A 20,847-nucleotide genomic window follows, 5' to 3' on the forward strand; every position below is an offset into this window, starting at 1 on the left:
GCGGGGGGCCTACGTGCCCCCTGCCCTCTTCCTGGCCACGCGGCCGCCCATGACGCCTCCGCGGCCGCGCACGTCGTCTCCGCGCGGGTGGGCGGTGTCGTAGACGGCCCGCAGCCGGGCGCTGTTGACGTGCGTGTAGATCTGCGTGGTGGCGAGGTCCGCGTGGCCCAGCATGGCCTGCACCGCGCGCAGGTCCGCCCCGCGCTCCACCAGGTGCGTGGCGAACGAGTGCCGCAGCTTGTGCGGCGACAGCGGCTTGCGGATGCCCGCCTTGAGCGCGTAGCGCTTGAGCAGCTTCCAGAAGCCCTGCCGGGTGAAGCCGTCCCCGCGCGGAGTGACGAAGAGCGCCTTCGACTCACGCTCGCCCAGCAGGAGCTGCCGGGAGCCCGCGAGGTACGACTGCACCTTCTCCGCCGCGATGGTGCCCACCGGAACGACGCGCTCCTTGGCGCCCTTGCCCTTGGCCACCAGATAGCCGGCACTCAGCTGGATGTCGTTGATGCCCAGGCCCACCAGCTCGCTCACGCGCAGCCCGGTGGCATACAGCACCTCGAGCATGGCCTTGTCCCGCATGCCCACCGGCGTGCGCTCGTCCGGGGCGGCGAGCAACTGCTCCACCTCCTCCAGCGTGAGGAAGACGGGCAGCTTGCGCGCCGAGCGCGGGGTGTCGATGTCCTCGCTGGGATCCTTCTCCACGTACTTCTCGGCCACCAGGAAGCGATGGAAGCTCCGGATGGCCGCGAGGTGCCGCGCCTGGCTGCGCCGCGAGAGCCGGCGCGTGTTGAGCGTCGTCAGGTGGCCGGTGATGTCGTCCTGCTGCACGCGCACCACGTCGGTGATGCCCTTGCGCTTCAAGTCCGCGAAGTACACCGCCAGGTCCGCGGCGTAGGCATCCACCGTCTTGCCGGACAGGCCGCGCTCGGCGCGGATGAAGGCGATGAACGCGTCGAGGTACCCTTCCATCGTGTGCGCAGGGTAGCCGAATGGGGGAAGCGGGCAATGTTCCGGCCCGGAAACGCCGCCATCGAGGCGAGGCTCAGTCCAGCTGGCCCTTGCCCTGCCGCAGCACCTCGATCTGGTCGTCGATCAGCGACACCACCGTCGAGGGCTCCATCAGGCGCACGCCGCCATCGAGGATGAGATCCAACCCGTGCCCCAGCGCGTCCTTGATGTCCTTGGCGTCGATGAGGGGCTCGCCCTCGGCGTCCGTGGCCGAGGTGGTGACGATGGGCCTCCCCAGCGCCGCCGCCAGCGCCCGCGCCAGCTCCGAGTCCGGCACGCGGATGCCCACCTGCTTCTGCTTGGACATCATCGCCTCGGGCACCAGCCGCGTGGCCTCGAGGATGAACGTGAAGGCCCCAGGCGTCAGGCTCTTCATCGTCCGGTACGCGAAGTTGCTCACGTGCGCATACTTCGCCACGTCCGACAGGTCCGGGCACAGGAACGACAGCGGCTTCTTCCTGTCGCGGCCCTTGAGCTGGTACAGCTTCTCGATTCCCTTCTTCGAGCCCAGATCACACCCCAGGCCAAAGTAGGTGTCCGTCGGGTAGGCGATCACCCCGCCGCTGGAGAGCACCTCCACCGCGCGCTGGATGTGCCTCGGCTGCGGGAACTCCGCGTTCACCTCGATGATCGGCGCTGACGCCATGACCGTGTCTCCTCAGGCCGGCCCTTGTAGCGGCTAGGAGTGTACCTCGCCACTGCGCTGCAGGGCCCGCCGGGTGAGGACCGGGCCAATCAGCTCATGCGCGGTGATCATCGCCACGATGAGCACCTCCACTTGCGGCCCGAAGTCCGGGAAGGTCCGGGAGATGAGCGCCGCCAGCCCGAACGTCACGCCCGCCTGCGAGATGAGCCCCATCCACAAGAAGCGGCCCAGCCGCGGATCCTCCACCGGGGCGAAACGCCGACACGAGCCATAGATGGCCACGCCGCGCAGCGCCACCAGCAGCAGCGCCGCCGGGCCCACCGTCAGCAACGCGTCCAGCTTGAGCCCCGCCCCGGCCGCGGCAAAGAAGAGCGCGAAGATGGGCAGACCCGCCACCTGGATGGCGTGGTGGATGCGCTCGCCCTCGCGCTCGTCCAGGTTGGCGATCAGCGCCCCGGCCGCCAGCGACACCAACAGCGGCGACAGGTGCAGGCGCGCCCCGGCCTCGGCCGACACGAAGCACAGCCCCACCAGGAAGAGCGGCAGCTCGCGCTTCACCCGCCGCATGTACAGCAGCATCACCAGGGCCAGCAGCGCCCCCACCAACACCGAGCCGAACAACTCCCACCCCACCCCGCCCAGCAGCCCGCCCACGTCCAGCCCGCCGCCGAAGCTCGCCCGCGTGAGGCCCGCCGCCAGGGCGAAGGCCACCATGACGACCAGGTCCCCGATGATCACCAGGGCCATGAGGAACTCGGTGAAGCTGCCGCGCGCGCTCGTCTCCTGCACGATGGCGATCGTCACCGTGGGAGAGAAGGACACCACCACCGTGGACACCAGCGCGCTGACGGCCAGGGCCTGCGCCACCGTCATGGGCGCCATGAAGGGCAGCAGCGGTTTGAGGGCGAAGAGCGCCGCGAAGACGGCCACGAACGTCAGCCCGCAGACGGCGACACACAAGGCCGCCACCTTGGCGCCCACCCGGCGGATGAGCCCCAGCTGCAGCTCCGTGCCCGCCACCAGCGCGATGAGGCTCACCGCGAGCCCCTTCACCAGCTCCAACCCCTTCACGCCCGCGTTGGGGATGAAGCCCAGGGCATAGGGCCCCACCGCCACGCCCACCAGCAGGTAGCCCGTGAGCCGGGGCAGCCCCATCCCCTTGGCCACCTTGCCCGCGAACAACCCGCACAGCAGCAGCGCGCCCGCGGCGAGCGTCACCGGCGTGCCCGTGTCCACGCGCCACACCTGGGCCCGGCCAATGGCCGCCAGCACCAGCACCAGCAGCAGCAACCGCAGGAGCGCCCCCTTCAAGACGGGCCTCCTCGCGCCGACGCGGGCGCCAGCACGTAGCGGAAGGCCTGGCTGCCGAGCAGCTCGTTGATGACGGCCCCCGCCACCACCACGTCGAAGACACGCTGCGACAGCGTCCCCGGCACCAGCACCAGGTACTCCACCACCAGGCACAGCGCGAGCCCGCCCTGGGCGATGAGCGCGTAGCCGAGCCTCGGCGGCAGCGCCAGCGTGCCCCCGGCGATACGCTGCGCGAACGCGCCTCCCAGCACCTTGCCCAGGAAGCGCAGGCCCAGGTACCCCGGCAGCAGCGCCCAGGCCATCAAATCCCGGGCCTGCACGTGCGCGCCCACCAGGAAGATCAGCAGCAGATACGAGGGCCGCTCGAAGCGCCCGAGCCCGCGCGCCGCCTGCTCCACGGCCCGGCCGCCCACCAGCGCCAGGGTGGCCCCGCAGGCCACGCCCGCCAGCAGCGCCGACACCCGCAGGTACGCCGCCGCCCCGGACACCAGCGCCACCCCGCCCAGCAGCACCGCCATCAGCTCGCCCTGCTCCTTCAGCCCGTGCATGAGGAAGGCGAGCAGTCCGCCACATGCCACGCCCAGCAGCAGCGCGAGCGCCACCAGCCCCAGCCCCTCCAGGGGGTGGCCCGCCGCGCCAAAGGCCAGCGCCAGCACCAGCACCCCCAGCCCCACCAGATCATCCAGCATGGTGAGCAGCGCCACGGACAGGCCGCTGCGGCGATCCAGGCGCCCGCTGCGGTAGCCCAGCACCGCGAAGTGGCCGGAGGACAGGCTCGCCGCCGCGCCCAGCAGCGCCGCCGCGCCCACCGCCGCCCCGGGCGGCAGGCCCATGGTGAAGAGCAGCGGACCGGCCAGGGGCAAGGCGACCCACAAGAAGGCCGTCCCAGCCTGAGCGAGCGCCGCCGCGTACACCTCCCGGGGCAGCAGCCGCAGCAGCCGGGGCTCCAGGTTGAGGCCGATGATGACGCCCGCCACCCCCAGTCCCAAGGCCAGCACCGGCCGCAGGGCCGTCAGATCTCCCCAGGAGAGCACCCCCAGCGAGCCCGGCCCCATGATCGCCCCACAGGCGAGGAAGAGCAGTCCGCTGGCGGCCAGGTGCGCCACGGCCGGGAAACGGCCAGGGTCCAACACCGTCCGGCTCGAGGCCAGCAGAGAGAGCGCCGCGATGGCGAGGAAGACGAGCAGCGCCTGCACGGGGAAGTGCTTACACCGCCCGGCGCGCGCCGTCACTCCCGGCGATGCATGGGCGCGGCGATCACCGGCAGGGCCACCAGCCGTCCCATCGGTGGGTCGTCCGCATCCATCTCCAACTGCACGCGCTGGACAAGCCGCTCCACCTCCTCGGCCGACTGGGAGGGCAGGAGGCTCACCAGGACGAGCCGGTCCTCGTCCGCCCCGAGCGCGAGGCTGCGCAGGCCGGCGAAGACGGGCACCTCGGCCGACAGGGTGGCCGCGGCGCTTCGGGCCCGCACGACCAACGGCTCCGGGATACCGAAGTCCCGGAGCCGTCGGATGGCCCGTTCAGGTTGGTCCGCGTGGTCGAGGAACGCGAGGAAGAGGTACACGACCCGTGTCTATCTGGTCCGCGGCCCTGACGTCACGCGCTACTCGGTGCGGCCTGGGCCCGGCTCGCCGGAGGGAGGCGAGGCAGATGCCCCGGGCTCCTCCGCCGCTGGGCTTGGGCTTGCGCTGGCTCCGGCGGCCGCTTCCTGCGCCGCCCGGGCTGCCCGCTTGCCCTCCTCGATCAGCTTCTTGACCTTCTGACCGCCCTTGCGGCCGATCTCCTCGTAGAAGTTCGGACCCCGCGTGGCCTTCACCCGGTCTCCGCCCTTCTTGCCGATCTCCTCGTAGAACTTCGCCCCGCGCTCGGCCTTCACGGTCTCGCCGCCCTTGCGGCCGATCTCCTCGTAGAAGGAGCGGCCTCTCTCGGCCTTCACCGTCGCGCCTCCCTTGCGGCCGATCGTCTCGTAGAACTCCCGGCCCCTCTCGTTGCGGACGGTCTCTCCGCCTTTCCGTCCCGCCTCGGCCACCGTCATGCTGCCCTTGTTGTCTTTGTCCTGCTGCATGTCGTCTCTCCTCCTACGTTCTTCCCCTTCCCCGCCAGGGTGCCCCTTGCCCCAAAACTTGGGACGGAAGCGCCCCGATGCAAGCAAGCTCCGTACACCGCCAGCCGTTCACACCGGACAGAGCACATCAAACCCCCAGGAATGACGCGAGGTTAGGGGCCTACGCTGTCCCGGCGGGCATGACTACGGCCTGCCCGCCCGGATGCTTCAGTGTCAACAACACGCCACCGCACATTGCCGATTCCCGTTCGCTGTCCCACCTTTCCCGCCAATCCTGCGCGGGAGGACGGCGTGAACGGTGGAGGTGGAGGTGGAGGTGGAGGTCTCAAGGCCTGGCTGAAGCTCCTGGCGCCCGTGCTGGCGTCGATCGGGGGGCTCACCCTGCTGAGGCTGCTGGGCCCGGACTTCATCAACCAGAAGGACCTGCACGCCTTCCTGGAGCCCATGGGGAAGTGGGCGCCGGTGGCCTTCGTGTTCTTCCTGGCGGTGCGGCCGGTGACGCTGCTGCCCGGCCAGGTGTTCACCGCGGTGGGGGGGATGATCTTCGGGACCCGGGCGGCGACCCTCTATTCACTGCTGGGCAGTTTCCTGGCGACCCTGCTCATTTACGGACTGTCGCGCTGGCTGGGGACGCGGTTGATGAAGCGCATGGCGGGCAGCCGCTACCCGGCGATCACCCGGGCGGCCAGGCGGCACGGCTTCAAGTTCGCGCTGCTCACGTGCATCAACCCGCTGCTGCCCACGGACGTGATGATCGCGGCGGCGACGGCGGCCAAGGCGCGCTTCTGGCCGCTGGCGCTGGGGGTGCTGCTGGGCACCATCCCGGGCACCTTCCTCACCGCACAGTTCGGCAGTGGACTGGCGCAGGGCCGCACGGTGATGACGGTGGTGTCCGGCGTGGGCATGGTGGTGTCGCTGGTGCTGGGGGCGCTGCTCGGCCGCCGCATCTTCCGGGAGATCAGCGAGGACGCCCCGGCCGACGAGCCGGAGAAGGCCCAGCCGCAGCCGCCCCACCACCCGACGGTGAGGGTGACGGGCCAGCTGGGCCGGCCGGCGATCTCGACCTTCCAGGAGCTGCCGCCCGCGGGCCCGTGAGCCCTCTCAGCTCCGCACCTCCGCGCCCTCGCGCTCCAGCGCCTCCAGCGCGGAGGTGATCGCCCCGACGAGGGCCGCCTCGTCGCCCGGGCCCTCGACCTTGGAGCCCTGGCGGGTGATGTAGAACGAGTCCATGGCGCGGTGGGCCTCGGTGGCCACCTTGGCGAGGGCGATCCGGGCGCCCGCGCCGGTGAGGGCCGAGGAGATGGCGTGCAGGAGGCCCACCCGGTCCGGCGCCACCACATCCACCACGGTGAAGTCGCGGGAGGCGCGGTTGTCCACCGTGACCCTGGGGGGCACGGGAGGCAGGTGCCGTTGCAGGACGGAGCCGGAGCGGCGCCGGCGAAGCACCTCGTCGATGGGGGCCGTGCCGGTGAGGACGCGCAGCAGATCCGTCCGGGCCATGCGCCAGCGCGAGCGCTCGAGCAGCAGCCCATGCGGGGGCCGCACGTCGAAGACGTCCAGCGCGAGCCCGTCCGAGGTGGAGACGATGCGGGCCGAGAGGATGTCGATGCGGTGGGCGGAGAGCACCCCGGCGAGCAGCGCGAGCAGACCGGGCCTGTCCTGGACGGCGAGGGACAGCTCGCTGGAGCCGGCGTCGGGGTGGTGGCGCAGGGCGGCGGCCAGGGGGCGCTTCCGGGCGCACGCGAGCAGCCGTCCGTGGAGCGTGGCGCGCGAGGGATCCGTCCCGAGGAAATACCGCTCGGGGAGCACCTGCCCCAACTCCCGGGCCCGCGGCTCGCCGAGGACACGGGCCCACCGTGCGTGGAAGCGCTCGCGCAGGTGCTCGGAGGAGCGCTCGCCCTGGGGGGACGCCGAGCCCACGAGGTGGGCCCGCGCCTTGTCGTACAGCTCGCGCAGCAGTTGCGCCTTCCAGCCCGTCCACATGCGCGGCCCCACCGAGCAGATGTCCGCCCAGGTGAGGAGGTAGAGACAGGTGAGCTTCTCCACGTCGCCCACCCTGCGGGCGAAGTCGGCGATGAGGGCCGGATCGCTCAGGTCGCGGCGCTGGGCGGTGTGGCTCATCGCCAGGTGCTCCTTCACGAGGAACTCGGCCACCTCGCGCTGGCGGGGCGTGAGGCCCAGCCGCTCGCCGAGGGCCACCATGAGCAGGCGGCCCTTCTCCGAGTGATCGCCCCCCATCCCCTTCCCCGCGTCGTGCAGGAGCATGCCGAGGTAGAGCGGGAGGGGATCCTTCAGGTCGCGCATCTCGCGGGAGAGCTCGGGCTCCTGGGTGACGAGCTCTCCGGCGCGCAGGGACTGGAGGCGGCGCACGGCGAAGAGGGTGTGAACGTCGACGGTGTACACATGGTACAGGTCGTGCTGGTGGTGGGCGGTGACGCGGCCGAACTCGGGCACGACGGCGCCGAGCACACCGGCATCGTGCAGGGCGAAGAGGAGCTCGCCGCGGGTGCCGGGCCGGGCGAAGAGGGCCTTGAAGGCGGAGGTGACGGCGGGGGTGGCGCGGGCGGCCTCGAGCGCGGGCAGGGCCTGCACGGCCTGCTCGCGGGCCCACGAGTAGAGGGGCAGCCCGTGCTCCTCGGCGGTGCGGAAGAAGTCGAGGAGGGTGGCGGGCTCGCGGGTGAAGAGGCCCGGATCCGGCAGGGTGAGCTTGCCGCGAAACACCTTGAAGGCACCGAGCCGGCGCTCGGGGAAGAGGGAGATCTTCCGGGCGGTGCTGAGCTCCTCGCAGCGGGCGATGAGGGAGTCGGCGGCCTGACGGAGGGCATGGGCGGACAGGTAGTAGTCGCGCATGAAGGCCTCGACGGGCAGCACGGGGCCCTGCTGGTAGCCGAGGAAGCGCGCCACCTCCTCCTGGAGATCGAAGGTGAGGCGATCCTCCTTGCGCCCGCGCAGGAAGTGGAGCTGGTGGCGGATGCGCAGGAGGAAGTCGCGGGCGGCCTTGAGGCGCGCCACCTGTGAGCCGGGGAGGATGGACTGCTGGAGCAGGCCGGTGAGGCCGCGCGTGCGGAAGCGGACGCGGGCGATCCACAGGGCGGTCTCGAGATCTCTCAGGCCGCCATCGCCCTGCTTGAGGTTGGGCTCGAGGAGGAAGACGGAGTCGCCGAAGCGCTCGCGGCGGGAGCGCAGCTCCTGGACCTTGTCCTGGACGTAGGCGTCGGCGCGGTGGGTGAGGAGCTCGGGGAGGACGTCTTCGTCGAGGTGGCGGAAGACGGCGGCATCCCCGGTGAGGAAGCGCGAGTCGAGCAACGCGGTGCGGATGGTGTGATCGGCGTCGGCGGCGCGGGCGCACTCGTCGGGGCCGCGGGCGCTCCAGCCGACGGCGCGCTTGAGATCCCACAGGAGCGTGGGGAACGCGCGGGCCAGGGGGGCCACGGACTCCTCGGAGACACCGGGGCCGCGCAGGAGGAGCAGATCCAGATCCGAGTGGGGAGACAGCTCTCGGCGCCCGTAGGAGCCGAGCGCGACGAGGGCGAGGCCCGGAGGGGCCTGGAGCTCGGCGGACAGCTCGGAAAAGAGACCGTGGACGAGCCGGTCCGTGGCGGCGGAGAGGAGGCGGCAGGTGGAGAGACCGGCGGCACCTCCGCGGTGGAAGGCCTCGACGCGGGCATGGGCCTCGCGGAGGTACTCACGGGCGCGGGCCAGCCGGTCCTCGAGACCACCGGGACGGAACTCCGGGAGCGAGCCGAGGGCCTCACGGTGCGTGGGCGCGGGGGGCGGCGGAATGGGCGGGACGCTCATGGCGGAAGTTCTAGCGCTTCGGCCCACGGGAAATCCGGCGGCATCTCCGTCCCTGTGCGCTTGACCGCACTTCTGCCCCTGCGGGACGTGGAGTCTCCTGCAGGCACGTCTCCACCCGGCGCCCCACCGGAAGAGTGACGAGAAGGTCGAACCGCTCCACGGCCGTCCTGAACTCCTCCAGCACCGCCCCTGGGCGCTTCGCCTCTGTCGGCGCATTCGGGTGCTCGGCCGGCTGGCGAGCCAGAACCTGCCGCATCCTTTTCATACACTGAACACTCACATGCATCCCAGAGACAACGTCTAGAGTCAACACAAATCACAAATCAATCCTGCACCCTCAATATTGTCGCTGAATTTCTCTCATGGAGGCCTTCCCGTGCGGCATCGATTCTTGTGCGATAGTCTTCTCTTGAAGTGGCTTGCGGTACTTGCGGTCGCTGGATGCGGCGGCAAGGATGACGCCCCGCAGCCCGCTAAAGCCGAGCCGGTATCCACCGCCGCTGCCTCGTTTGTTGAGCGATTCGAGGCGATTGCCACCGACGGCAATGCTGGCGATCAAATCTACAATCACTGGGGCGGCAATCAACCGCGCATCACGCATCATGCGGACGGAACCATTCGCGTCTTGTACCTGACAACCTCGGGCGGCCTGGTCGACTGGCGGCTGATGAAGCGCGCGCCCGCGAGCGCCAGTTGGACCGAGGAGGCAACCGGCACGTCAACCGACGACGTCGTGCTCGTTCGCGATCCTGTCTCGGACCTGGCCCATGTCGTCGCTTATTGGCAATCGATACCCACTGTGTATTCTTCACCTGCGTTTACGCCCGGCACCCCCATTCCAGGTAGCTGGCAAGAGCTGCCGCCAACCAGCCGGCACTACAGCGCGGCCGGCATCGGAGCAGACGGCACGCTGTGCTTCAAGACATCGCGCGAGCTGCCGACACCCGTTCCAACATCCAACACGCAAACGCAATACATTTGCGGCAGACATGACGGCATCTCGACTTGGACGTGGCAAGCCCAGCAGACCATGAGCATTGGATTGCGCTACGGCTACGATTACTTGTTTCCTGGCGCCTCGGGGGACGCGAACCGGTTCGTGGCCACGGCACAATCCGATTTGTACAAGACGGCCGCCGGTTATCCCGACTCCGCCAACAACTATATTTTCAATGGCATCCGGCAGTACTCCACGGGAATTGGAGACACGGCCTCCTGGTCGCAATCGGAATTGGTGACGCCCTATCCGGCGCCCCCCTCGACGACGTCGGTGCCGACCGCGCGCCAGAAGGATGGCTTCATCGACAGCGCCGGGCGCGTGTTTTCGGCCTATTTCGTCGAGCCGTCCGCTGGGGCATCGGCTCCGGTGCGAGGGCATTACATGGTGATGGCGGACTCGGCGGGCAACGTCTTGCTCAGCACGCGCTGGGCGGCGGTGCCAACGTTTGGCGGGACGCGTATTTTCGAAGACGGAAAGAAGCGGCTGTGGTTGCTGTGGACCGGGCAGGGAAGCCTCTTCACCTACGTCTACTTGTACCCAATCATCGAGGACCCGGTGACCCACGTTCTCTCGTTGGGTGCGGTGACCGACCTGAGCACGGCGTTCTGGCCGTATTCGATCAATGGAATGCCGATGCTGGCCGTACCACGCGGAGGGCAGGTGATCGATAACGTGGTGGATGCGACGTTCGCCGCGAGCGACACGGTGTATGTGTCCGGTTCGCCGCTGGGACCCGAGTATCCAAACGGCAAGGCCAATCACCAGCGAATCTTCTATTTCCGCATCCATCTGCCCGATTGAGGGGATGCGCTGGCGCCAGGAAACGAAACAGTTCTCCCCCTTGGGGCACGCTCACGTGGAGGCGAGGCCGTCCGGCCGCTCGCCTTCGCCTGGGCCTCCTCAGCGCTTCGTCGCGATGAGGTAGCTGGCGTTCGCGATCTTCCGGTACTCCGAAGGCAGCAGCTGATGACGCTGTATCAGCTGCGCCATGGCGTCCGGGGAGAGGTCGTTGAGCTGCCCGATGGTCATGCCGCGGAACGAGCTTCGCGTGACCGGCTCGGTCAGCGCGGCGGTGTAGATGTCGAGGAACCACTTCAACGTGTTCATCGGGTGGTGTGCCGGATCGATGAACCCCGCCTCGAGGATGTTGACCTTGCCGCGGAAGATGTTGAGCAAGCCCTCATGCGTCATGTTGTAGTAGTGGTTGGGATAGCCGTGCTCGGGCTGCAGGAATGGCACCGTGCAGAACAGCACCCCACCCTTCTTCATCACGCGCAGGATGTTCTCCGCGTACTTGAAGAAGTTCGGAACGTGCTCCATCACTGCGACCGAGAAGACTCCGTCGAAGGACTCCGCACGGAACGGCAGGAACTCGCCGCTCGCGATGACATCCGTCGTCCAGTACGGGGCGATCTCGACATTCACTACGTTGCGGTAATAGACGGGGCGCAGCCCCGCGCCGGCATCCAGAAACATGCCGTTGGGATTGCGCCGGAGAATCTCCAGGAGCTTCGTATCGTAGCCCCAGCCCGAGACGTTCGGCGTATCGACGATGGCGCTCTCGTCGATGATCTTCGACGTGAGCATCACCGGCCGCCCGTTCCGCAGGCGGTACGTCTCCCCGCAGGCGCCACAGCGCACCGCCTCATCGGTCATCTGGACGCTGGCCAGACACATCGGGCAGACGAGGTGCTCGCGAACGAAATCGTCCTTGTAGCGGCGATCCGCCAGGCAGGCGTCGTAGCGGGTGTCGTAGTCGGGCGGCAGCGGATGAACCCGCTCGCATGACGCGTTCTCGGCCCCGTCCGGTCCCATGGCACGAACGAGCAGGCGGAGCTCGCGCTGCCCCCGCAGCGAGGCTCCATCGATTTCGTGGGAGAAGCCAGTCACGTACGGGTAGGCCGTGCCATGGAGGTTGCGCACGTCCTCGCGCGCCACCTGGGTACACCGGATCACCTGCTCCCCGGTGACCAGCTCGACGGACTCGATGGGCTTCTTGCTCGCGAGCCAACCGTAGACGCGGATCCACAGCTGCCCGTTGAGTTCCGCGGGAGAGGCGGGCATGTCCATATGGCCCAGGAAGGGGGGCTCGGGGCGGACAGGGGCGGCCACAGCAACGGCGACAGGGGCGGCGGTAGGAACGGGAGAAACCTGCACGGCGGACGGTGCCGGGCCATTCCCGACAACGTTCCCGAGGTAGCTCTCCATCTCGTTGCGATACGTGCGCAGCCTTTGGATGACGCGCCACGGAACAGCCTCGACCAGCTCACGGATGCGTGGCATGGGCGTATCCTGCAATGCCGTCAGCGGCGGTGTCAAAAAGGGTTCCCTACGAGAAATCGATGGACGGACTCCCGATGCACCTGACTGGCTGCCAATGACAAGCTTGGAGCACCTGGCGCTGCCTACGCGGCCCGCTGACGCTGGGCGAAGCGCTCAAAGAGAGGCAGCAACCGGGAGTGGGGCATGTCGGGCAGAGCCTGGGAGTACTACAGCTCCACCTGGGTGCCCAGCTCCACGATGCGGTTGGGCGGGATGCGGAAGAAGGCGGTGGCCGAGCGGGCATTGCGGCTCATGGCGACGAAGACGGCCTCGCGCCAGCGCGATGGCCGTGCCGGGCACCCGCACCGGCGGGTGCTCGCCGAAGCTCTTCACCAGATCCTCGAGGGAGAAGGCCGTGGCGCGCAGCCGCTCGCCCACCAGCTCCCGGCCCCGCTTCCACGTCGTCATCAGGGTGAAGATGATGAGGCCGAGCGTGAGCGGAACCAGCCGCCATCGGGAACCTTCACCGCGTTGGCACCCAGGAAGGAGTGGGTGCTTCAAGACATCCTGGAGCAGGCACGCTCGTCAGGCCGTGTGCCCCGCGCGTCGTGTCTTCCCGAAATGGATGACACGGGCCGAGCGAATACCGCGCGCGTGCCTGACATCAGGGAGTGAGCCGTGAGCGACGGAGCACGCGGAGCGTTGGCGCTGGAGCGCCTGAATGAATAAGGAGTGCGCGGGAACGTCCCTCGTCGAGCACAGTCACGCGAAACGGGTGAGAGATGCGGCGAATCGACGGATGCAGGCTGCTGGGTGTCCTTGCATGGCTGGGGGCCACCGTGGGGCTCGCTGGCCCCCAGAATGTCGAGGCAGGTCCCCTCTGGAACGATCAGCACGCGGCGGAGCGCTGCCCACAGGTGTGCGCTTCCCTGGGCGGTTGGACGGGTGAATGGTGGACCACGGTCCCCAGCGAGATGTCCGTCTGCCAGTGCGCTGGCACGGCGTCCACCGGGGAGGCGCGCAAGGAACCGCCCGTGGCCCCCACCGATGCGGGAAGCCCGCCGGTACCCGAGTCCTCGGGCGGACTCGTCGCAATCGTCTGGGGCGGTGGGAAGGACACCACCGCGGCGCACGAGTCCCTCGCGCAGTGGGACGCGGAGAAGCGGCTGCTCGGGGAGCTCGTCACCTTCGCACCGGGCTTCCCGAAGATCGTCTCCAGTGCCACCGTGCCGGGCCTCAACCCCGGCTTCGAGATCGTGCTGCTCGGCTTCTGCCCCCGTGACGAGGGACAGGACGAGCGCGCCTATATCAAGGCCCTCTACCCCTCCACCTACGAGAAGCCGGTGAAGGGGGGCCAATCCGCCTGCCCCACCTGGGTCGGGAAGAAAATCAAGGCCGTGAAACTGCAGCAGACGGTGAAGGGCAAGGGATTCACGCTGTCGGTGGTGGGGCTCGCCATGCCCGCGGAGCCGGAGGCCTCGGACCTGACGTTCACGCCCGTTCCCGTGCGGTGGCTGAGCGTGGTGGCTCGCGACAACGCGGGAGCCTTGCTCGGCGTGTATTCGCGGAAGGACGAGTACTCCTACGTCGGCGGTTCCCGGGCCGTGGGGTGCAGGACGGAGGTGAAGTCGGCGAGCAAGGACACGGTCGTGCTGGAGCGCACCTGCAACGGCTCCTCGGGCGCCTGCGACACCGACCCGGGCGAGCGGTGGCGCGTCACCGTGCGCTGGAACGGGAAGGCCTTCATCCCCGAGGAGAAGCTGCTCGCGAAGTGGGAAGCGAAGAACTGCGCCGAGTAGCGCGGCGAGGAAGACCGCCGGGCAGTCCGGTGGCATCTCCGCGTAAGCTCGCGCGGATGACCGCGAATTTCTATGCGCTGGGGGCCATCGCCCTGTGGGCCAGCCTGGCCTCGCTCGGCCTGGCCTTACGGCATGTGCCCCCTTTCCTGCTCACCGGCATCGCCCTGGTGCTCGGCAGCCTTCCCGCCTGGCCTCTCGTGCGCCAATGGAAGGTACCGGCTTCGACTCTGGCGCTCGGGGTGTACGGCCTGTTCGGCTATCACTTCCTGCTGTTCATCGCCTTGCGGCTCGCACCGCCGGTGGAAGCCAACCTGGTCAACTACCTGTGGCCGCTGCTGATCGTGGTGCTGGCCCCCGTGGTGCTACCGGGATTGCGCTTGCGTCCGGTGCACCTCGTCGCCGCGCTGATGGGGTTCGCAGGCGCCGGGCTGGCCATCCTGAGCGGCGGCCGTGGCACAGCGCAGGCCACCTGGCACTGGGGCTACCTGCCGGCACTCGGCTCCGCCTTCCTCTGGGCCACGTACTCGCTGCTGACCCGGCGGGTCCCCCACTTCCCGACGGCGGCCATCGGCTTGTTCGGGCTGGTCTCCGGCGCGCTGTCCCTGCTGTGTCACTGGGCCCTGGAGCCGTCGATCGACTTGTCCGTGCGCGACTGGCTGCTGCTGACGGTGATGGGCCTGGGGCCGCTCGGCGCTGCCTTCTTCCTCTGGGACAAGGCGCTCAAGCTGGGCGATGCACGGCACATCGGCATCCTGAGCTACCTCACCCCGCTCGCCTCGACCAGCCTGCTGCTGCTGGTCACGGGCCAGGGCCTGAGCAGCGGCGTCGTGCTCGCCGGGGTCATGATCATCGGCGCGGCGCTGGTGGGGACGCGCGCGCGCTGAACCCTCCCCGCCCCCGTCCCGCGGCCGGGCCTACAGCTCCACCTGGGTGCCCAGCTCCACGACGCGGTTGGGCGGGATGCGGAAGAAGGCGGTGGCCGAGCGGGCATTGCGGCTCATGGCGACGAAGACGGCCTCGCGCCAGCGCGCCATGCCCGGCTTCTTGGTGACGATGAGCGTCTCGCGTCCCAGGAAGAACGTCGTCCCCATGAGGTTGAACTGCAGGCCCTTCTCGCGCACCCGCTTGAGGATGTCGGGGATGCTCGGGTCCTCCATGAAGCCATAGCGCGCGTACACGCGCTTGAGGCCCAGCTCGGGCGGCTCCAGGGCCTCCACCGTCACGCGCTCCTCGGGCGGCACGTGGGGCACGTCCAGGCCTTGGATGGTGAGGAGCACCGTCTGCTCGTGCAGCACCTTGTTGTGCTTGAGGTTGTGCAGCAGCGCGCTGGGGGCCACCTCCGCGTTGCCCGTCATGAAGATGGCCGTGCCGGGCACGCGCACCGGCGGGTGCTCGCCGAAGCTCTTCACCAGATCCTCGAGCGAGAAGGCCGTGGCGCGCAGCCGCTCGCCCACCAGCTCCCGGCCCCGCTTCCACGTCGTCATCAGGGTGAAGATGATGAGGCCGAGCAGGAGCGGGAACCAGCCGCCATCGGGAATCTTCACCGCGTTGGCGCCCAAAAAGGACAAATCAATGGCCAGGAAGAGCCCCGTCACCGGCAGGGCCACCGCGCGGCGCACCTTCCAGCGCTCGCGGGCCACCATGTACGCCAGCACCGTGGTGATGGACATGGCGGCCGTGGTGGCCATGCCATAGGCCGCCGCCAGGTTGCTCGAGGAGCGGAAGGTGAGCACCAGCACCACCACGCCCCCGAGCATCAGCCAGTTGATGCCGGGCAGGTAGATCTGCCCCTCCTCCGCCGCCGAGGTGTGCACCACCTCCAGGCGCGGGCTGTAGCCCAGCTGGATGGCCTGGCGGGTGATGCTGAAGGCGCCGGAGATGAGCGCCTGGCTGGCGATGCTGGCCGCCAGCGTGGCGAGCGCCACCATGGGGTAGAGCAGCGGCTCCGGGACGAGCTGGTAGAAGGGACTGTCCGCGGTGGGGTTGCGCAGCAGCAGCGCGCCCTGACCGAAGTAGTTGAGCAGCAGCGCGGGCAGCGCCACCGAGAACCACGCGAGGCGGATGGGCTGGCGTCCGAAGTGGCCCATGTCCGCGTAGAGCGCCTCGCCTCCGGTGATGACGAGGATGACCACGGCGAGCAGCAGGAAGCCGTGCAGGCCATTGTGGAGGAAGAAGCTCACGGCGTAGCCGGGCCACACCGCCCGCAGCACCTCGGGCAGCTCCAGGATGGAGCGCGCGCCCAGCGTGCCGATGGTGATGAACCACAGCAGCATCATCGGCCCGAAAATCTTCCCCACGCTGCCCGTGCCGTGGCTCTGCATGACGAACAGGCCCACCAGGATGACGAGCGTGAGCGGCACCACGTAGGGCTCGAGCCCGGGGGTGGCCACGACGAGGCCCTCGGTGGCGGACAGCACGGAAACGGCCGGGGTGATGATGCCGTCACCGTAGATGAGGCCCGCGCCAAAGAGCGCCATCCACACGAGGACGCGGCGGTTGCGGCTCGGGTTGCCCCCGACGACGGTGCGGTGCATGACGAGCGCCATGAGTGCCAGCATGCCGCCCTCGCCGCGGTTGTCCGCGCGCATGACGAACGCCAGGTACTTCACGGAGATGACGATGATGAGGGACCAGAAGAACAGGCTGAGCACCCCCAGGATGTTGGCGGGCGTGGGCTCGATGGCATGCGGCCCATGGAAGCACTCGCGCAGCGCGTACAGGGGGGAGGTGCCGATGTCTCCGTAGACGACCCCCAGCGCACCCAGCGCTGTCAGCGCGAGGCGGCGGGGTGAGTGGGATCCGGAGTCGTGGGCGGAGTGCACGGTGAGGCTCACCTCGAAGAGCGCGGGCTGGCCTGGAGCCGCCCGCTGAAGCCCGGTGCCTTAGCGCACCCCCGTGCCGGAGGCATCAACTCCAGAAAGGGAGGGAAAAAGAGCAGTAAAATCAGGAGTTTCTCGCGTCATCACCGGCCGGCTGCTCAGCCTCACGGGCGATGCCCGGGGCGTGCTCCGGGAGTTCTCCGTGCGCGACTAAGCGGTCCGCCATAGATGTTGTTCACTTTTTCGGAGGGGCTTCCTGCGGCTGGCAGCGGCCCTTCCGAGGGAAATCGCCGAGCCAGGGAACCAGCGCTCTCGCAAAGGTGAACAAGAACCACGGCGTACCGCTTAGCTGCTGCTGACGGTGATGGGTCGTGCTCGCCGCGGTCGCGGGCACAGGACAGGAGCGCTACACCTTCGAGGGTTGCGAGGCGCGCACCACCTACTGCCCGCGGGATTTTACCTTCCACTGCGCCATGAAGACGATCGAGCAGGAGCACGCGCGGGGGTGCACCACGGATACGGATTGTGTCCTGGTGACGCCCCCCAACAACTGCATGGGCTACGGGGTGTGCGAGCCACGACCCGTGGTGCTGGCCGTACAACAAGCCGACTACGCGGCGAGGGTGGCCACGGAGATACAGCGCTACTGCGAGGACGCACCATGCAGGGCGATCGCTTCCTGCGTGCCCATGAGCTTTCGCGCGGCCTGCTCCGATGGCAGGTGTGTGGCCTCTCCCGAATAGGCCAGCACGGGCCGTAAATGGGGCCACCGACCATGACTGCTCGCCACGCGCCTCGCGCCCTGCTCACCGGGCTTCTGCTCGCTTCATCCGTCAGCGCAGCAGCCACCGCTCCTTCCTTCCGCGAGCAGGTCGACGCCTATGCCCGTGGCCTCTCTCTCCGTGGACTGGGTGTCCAACGCCCAGCTCGACGAGGACTCCGAGCTGGAGCACCTGGCCTGGCTGTGCATGCCTTCGGAGGCAGACAGCTCCGGGCTGTGCAGGCTCCTGAGGGCCCGTGCGGATTTCGTGAATCAGTTTCCTTTTCGTCGGCTCATACACCCTGAACCGAAGCCCATCCTTGCTCGCGGCCAGGTTGTGACTTGCTGAAGTACCTCAGGAGGAGTGCTCCGCTAATTCATCTCACCGGGTTTGCACTCCGGGTGAAAATGCTTTACAGAGCAGCGCGTCCACACTTACACACAAACGCGCCTTCTGTAAGTCCACGAAATCATTTACCGAAGCCGCCCGGAGCACCACCTGATGTGTCAATCCGTGCGAAGCAAGAGATCCATCCCTGGAATTGGACTGACGTACTCCCTGCTCGCGGTGTTCGCATTCATCGTCGCGAGCTGTAGCGGCGTGCAGCCTCCGGAGGCCGAGCAGTTCGGCCAGTCGGAGGCCGCTCTCGACACGGGTTGGCAAGCCACCACGCCCATGCCGGAGCAGCGAAGACTCCACACCGCCACCGTGCTCGCCTCCGACAAGGTGCTCGTCGTCGGTGGGTGGAGCTACAACAGCCTGCTCGCCAACGCCGTCACCTACGACCCGGCCACGGCCACCTGGCCTCCAGCCGGTGTGCTGACCCTGGCTCGCGAAGCCCATACGGCGACGCGACTCTCCTCGGGCAAGGTGCTCGTCGCGGGTGGGGAGACGCTCAACCCCCCGACTGGCTACACCAACACGGCGGAGCTCTATGACCCCGCCACCAATTCCTGGTCTCCCGCGGGCGCCATGGGCCAGGCGCGTGGCTACAACACCGCCACGCTCCTTCCAGCCAACCCAGTCCTCTCCCTCCCAGAGCGGGTGCTCGTCGTCGGTGGCCTCAATGGCCCACCCCTCGATGCGGTGGACCTCTACAATGCCGCCACCAACACCTGGTCCTCTGTCGCTCCCCTGCTCGAGCCCCGCCGCAGTCACGCGGCCGTACGCCTTGCCTCCGGCAAGGTGCTCGTCACCGGGGGTTGGGGCGGATGGCCCCTGGGCCCCATGGCCACCACGGAACTGTACGACCCCTCCACCAACACCTGGATCGCTGGTCCCTCCCTGTCCAGGGCCCGCTATGGGCACACGTCGACGGAGCTGCCCTCCGGCAAGATTCTCGTCGTGGGCGGCCAGACGGCCGACAGCCCTCCGGGCACGGTGTCCTTTGCCGCCTCGGCCGAGTTGTATGACCCCTCCACCAACACGTGGACCTCCGCCGGCACTCTGACGGGCGCTCGGGGCTTCCACACCGCCACCCTCGTCGCGGGCAGGGTCATCGTCGCCGGCGGCCGGGGAGTGGGTAACGTCGCCCTCGCCACGGTGGAGGTATACGACCCTTCCACCAATTCGTGGTCGACCACCAACCCCATGGCCGGGGCCCGCTCCGACCATGCCGCCGTGTACTCCAACCCGCTCGGCAAGCTCCTCGTCCTCGGCGGCTCCAACGAGGCCAATGCGCCAATAACCACCGCGGAGCTGTACAACGCTGACCCGTGCGCTTCCGTCACCTGCAACACCCCGCCCAGCCAGTGCCACCTGGCGACCGGCACCTGCTCCAACGGCACCTGCTCCTATGCGCCCAAGAGCGCCGACTCCCCTTGCAATGACGGCAACGCCTGCACCACCGGCGACACCTGCGACGGCGCAGGTGCATGTGCCGGAACCGCGCTGAGCTGCTCCACCGCCAGCAGCACCTACTGCAGCGGCAACGACGTGCGGAAGACCACCGGCACCGGCACCTGCAGCGGCGGCGCCTGTGGCTCCACCGACTCCTTCGTCCAGACCTGCCCGACCGGCACCAGCGGCCTCTACTGCAGCGGCAGCGGCGCCTACCAGACCGTCTACGGCGGCTGCGTCAACGGCGCCTGCGCCTCCACCCAGCAACTCGTCGAGGCGTGCTCCTCCGGGAGCAGCACCTACTGCAGCGGCAACAACGTCCGGAAAACCACTGGCACCGGCTGCAGCGGCGGCGCCTGTGGCTCCACCGACTCCTTCGTCCAGACCTGTCCGACCGGCACCAGCGGCCCCTACTGCAGCGGCAACAGCGTCTACCAGACCGTCTACGGCGGCTGCAGCGGTGGCTCCTGCTCGTCCTCCGGGCAATTCCTCCAGAACTGCCCGACTAGCACCACCTACGGGGCCTGGAGCGCCTGCGTTGCCTACGATTGCGGAGGCTCGGGCACGCAGTCGCGCTCCGTGACGGAGTACGGGTGCTTCAACGGCGCGTGCTCGGCGTCCACCTGGACGGATACGCAGAGCTGCAGCACGCCTCCCGTCACCTGTCCGACCGGCACCAGCGGCCCCTACTGCAGCGGCAACAGCGTCTACCAGACCGTCTACGGCGGCTGCAGCGGTGGCTCCTGCTCGTCCTCCGAGCAATTCCTCCAGAATTGCCCGACTGACACCACCTACGGAGCCTGGAGCGCCTGCGTTGCCAACGGTTGCGGAGGCTCGGGCACGCAGTCGCGCTCCGTGACGGAGTACGGGTGCTTCAACGGCGCGTGCTCGGCGTCCACCTGGACGGATACGCAGAGCTGCAGCACGCCTCCCGTCACCTGTCCGACCGGCACCAGCGCCCCCTACTGCAGCGGCAACAGCGTCTACCAGACCGTCTACGGCGGCTGCAGCGGTGGCTCCTGCTCGTCCTCCGAGCAACTCCTCCAGACTTGCCCGGCTGGCACCACCTACGGGGCCTGGAGCGCCTGCGTTGCCGACGGTTGCGGCGGCTCGGGCACGCAGTCGCGCGACGTGACGTATTACGGGTGCAACGGCGGCGCGTGCTCGTCGTCCGTCTATTCCTATACGGAGACACAGAGCTGCAGCACGCCTCCCGTCACCTGTCCGACCGGCACCAGCGCCCCCTACTGCAGCGGCAACAGCGTCTACCAGACCGTCTACGGCGGCTGCAGCGGTGGCTCCTGCTCGTCCTCCGAGCAACTCATCCAGAACTGCCCGTCTGACCAGACCTGCTCGGGGGGGGCATGCACTACCCCCTGCCCGGGTGGTCAAACCTCGTGCAACGGACAGTGCGTCGATACCAGCAGCGACCGCAACAACTGCGGAAGTTGCGGTCACAGCTGCATCAACTTCAAGTTCGTGTGCATTGCTGGCCAGTGCGAATACTTCTGATTAGCAAGACAGGGGCCCTCTGGCGGACAT

At 68.7% G+C, this 20,847-nt stretch carries 15 protein-coding genes and 2 pseudogenes; 7 read left to right on the forward strand and 10 right to left on the reverse strand.

The features are described from left to right. Window positions 1-9 precede the first annotated feature (9 nt). The 6 genes from xerD to NR798_RS24985 all read right to left on the reverse strand — a co-directional run bounded on the left by xerD (window position 10) and on the right by NR798_RS24985 (window position 5,027). Window positions 10-963 (reverse strand): site-specific tyrosine recombinase XerD, encoded by a 954-nt coding sequence (gene xerD / locus NR798_RS24960; RefSeq protein ID WP_375764990.1) that lies wholly within the window; start codon window positions 961-963, stop codon window positions 10-12. A 73-nt stretch (window positions 964-1,036) separates the two neighbouring features. After that, window positions 1,037-1,648 carry an L-threonylcarbamoyladenylate synthase gene (locus tag NR798_RS24965; RefSeq protein WP_375764991.1) on the reverse strand — a complete coding sequence of 204 codons (612 nt, stop codon included), beginning with the start codon at window positions 1,646-1,648 and terminating at the stop codon, window positions 1,037-1,039. Between the two features lie 33 nt (window positions 1,649-1,681). Next, entirely contained in the window at window positions 1,682-2,959 is a 1,278-nt protein-coding gene (locus NR798_RS24970; RefSeq protein ID WP_375764992.1) for a cation:proton antiporter, read from the reverse strand. Further along, window positions 2,956-4,155, reverse strand: a complete 1,200-nt coding sequence (locus NR798_RS24975) for a sodium:proton exchanger (protein ID WP_375773819.1) — start codon at window positions 4,153-4,155, stop codon at window positions 2,956-2,958. Before NR798_RS24975 ends, NR798_RS24970 begins: the two co-directional genes overlap by 4 nt. Window positions 4,156-4,187: 32 nt before the next feature. Further along, complete coding sequence (locus tag NR798_RS24980) at window positions 4,188-4,526, reverse strand: hypothetical protein (RefSeq protein WP_375764993.1); 339 nt, start codon at window positions 4,524-4,526, stop codon at window positions 4,188-4,190. Between the two features lie 39 nt (window positions 4,527-4,565). Then, a complete protein-coding gene (locus NR798_RS24985) occupies window positions 4,566-5,027 on the reverse strand; it encodes a general stress protein (RefSeq protein ID WP_375764994.1) in 462 nt (153 codons plus the stop codon). A 291-nt stretch (window positions 5,028-5,318) separates the two neighbouring features. Between NR798_RS24985 and NR798_RS24990 the strand changes: the two genes are divergently transcribed. Further along, complete coding sequence (locus tag NR798_RS24990; RefSeq protein ID WP_375764995.1) at window positions 5,319-6,122, forward strand: TVP38/TMEM64 family protein; 804 nt, start codon at window positions 5,319-5,321, stop codon at window positions 6,120-6,122. A 6-nt stretch (window positions 6,123-6,128) separates the two neighbouring features. Here NR798_RS24990 and glnD read toward each other — a convergent pair whose 3' ends face one another. Next, complete coding sequence (gene glnD, locus NR798_RS24995; RefSeq protein WP_375764996.1) at window positions 6,129-8,825, reverse strand: [protein-PII] uridylyltransferase; 2,697 nt, start codon at window positions 8,823-8,825, stop codon at window positions 6,129-6,131. A gap of 376 nt (window positions 8,826-9,201) precedes the next feature. On the opposite strand from glnD, the gene NR798_RS25000 reads away from it, so the two are divergent. After that, window positions 9,202-10,626 carry a hypothetical protein gene (locus NR798_RS25000; RefSeq protein WP_375764997.1) on the forward strand — a complete coding sequence of 475 codons (1,425 nt, stop codon included), beginning with the start codon at window positions 9,202-9,204 and terminating at the stop codon, window positions 10,624-10,626. Between the two features lie 99 nt (window positions 10,627-10,725). On the opposite strand, the gene NR798_RS25005 is transcribed toward NR798_RS25000, so the two are convergent. Continuing rightward, window positions 10,726-12,108 carry a methyltransferase domain-containing protein gene (locus NR798_RS25005; RefSeq protein ID WP_375764998.1) on the reverse strand — a complete coding sequence of 461 codons (1,383 nt, stop codon included), beginning with the start codon at window positions 12,106-12,108 and terminating at the stop codon, window positions 10,726-10,728. 206 nt (window positions 12,109-12,314) lie between these two features. Next, window positions 12,315-12,635, reverse strand: a pseudogene (locus tag NR798_RS25010) (KUP/HAK/KT family potassium transporter); the annotation flags it as partial. A 234-nt stretch (window positions 12,636-12,869) separates the two neighbouring features. Here NR798_RS25010 and NR798_RS25015 point away from each other — a divergent pair. From NR798_RS25015 to NR798_RS25025, 3 genes and pseudogenes are all read left to right on the forward strand, one after another. Next, window positions 12,870-13,067: pseudogene (locus NR798_RS25015) on the forward strand (mannan-binding protein); the annotation flags it as partial. A gap of 54 nt (window positions 13,068-13,121) precedes the next feature. Next, window positions 13,122-13,886 carry a hypothetical protein gene (locus NR798_RS25020; protein WP_375773936.1) on the forward strand — a complete coding sequence of 255 codons (765 nt, stop codon included), beginning with the start codon at window positions 13,122-13,124 and terminating at the stop codon, window positions 13,884-13,886. A gap of 56 nt (window positions 13,887-13,942) precedes the next feature. Next, on the forward strand, window positions 13,943-14,770 hold the full coding sequence (locus NR798_RS25025; RefSeq protein WP_375764999.1) for a DMT family transporter: 828 nt from the start codon (window positions 13,943-13,945) through the stop codon (window positions 14,768-14,770). Window positions 14,771-14,800: 30 nt separating this feature from the next. Here NR798_RS25025 and NR798_RS25030 read toward each other — a convergent pair whose 3' ends face one another. Beyond that, on the reverse strand, window positions 14,801-16,708 hold the full coding sequence (locus tag NR798_RS25030) for a potassium transporter Kup (protein ID WP_375765000.1): 1,908 nt from the start codon (window positions 16,706-16,708) through the stop codon (window positions 14,801-14,803). Between the two features lie 368 nt (window positions 16,709-17,076). Between NR798_RS25030 and NR798_RS25035 the strand changes: the two genes are divergently transcribed. After that, window positions 17,077-17,448 carry a hypothetical protein gene (locus NR798_RS25035; RefSeq protein WP_375765001.1) on the forward strand — a complete coding sequence of 124 codons (372 nt, stop codon included), beginning with the start codon at window positions 17,077-17,079 and terminating at the stop codon, window positions 17,446-17,448. 531 nt (window positions 17,449-17,979) lie between these two features. Further along, window positions 17,980-20,817, forward strand: a complete 2,838-nt coding sequence (locus NR798_RS25040) for a kelch repeat-containing protein (protein ID WP_375765002.1) — start codon at window positions 17,980-17,982, stop codon at window positions 20,815-20,817. Window positions 20,818-20,847 lie beyond the last annotated feature (30 nt).

The organism is Archangium gephyra (genome assembly GCF_042230915.1).
In the GTDB taxonomy this organism is placed as follows: Bacteria; Myxococcota; Myxococcia; order Myxococcales; family Myxococcaceae; genus Archangium; species Archangium gephyra_B.

What these genes read in the sequence shown, in the direction of transcription:
- xerD (WP_375764990.1), bottom strand. Translation starts at nt 963, where the DNA reads ATGGAAGGGTACCTCGACGCGTTCATCGCCTTCATCCGCGCCGAGCGC.
- NR798_RS25005 (WP_375764998.1), bottom strand. Translation starts at nt 12,108, where the DNA reads ATGCCACGCATCCGTGAGCTGGTCGAGGCTGTTCCGTGGCGCGTCATC.
- glnD (WP_375764996.1), bottom strand. Translation starts at nt 8,825, where the DNA reads ATGAGCGTCCCGCCCATTCCGCCGCCCCCCGCGCCCACGCACCGTGAG.
- NR798_RS24965 (WP_375764991.1), bottom strand. Translation starts at nt 1,648, where the DNA reads ATGGCGTCAGCGCCGATCATCGAGGTGAACGCGGAGTTCCCGCAGCCG.
- NR798_RS24985 (WP_375764994.1), bottom strand. Translation starts at nt 5,027, where the DNA reads ATGCAGCAGGACAAAGACAACAAGGGCAGCATGACGGTGGCCGAGGCG.
- NR798_RS25025 (WP_375764999.1), top strand. Translation starts at nt 13,943, where the DNA reads ATGACCGCGAATTTCTATGCGCTGGGGGCCATCGCCCTGTGGGCCAGC.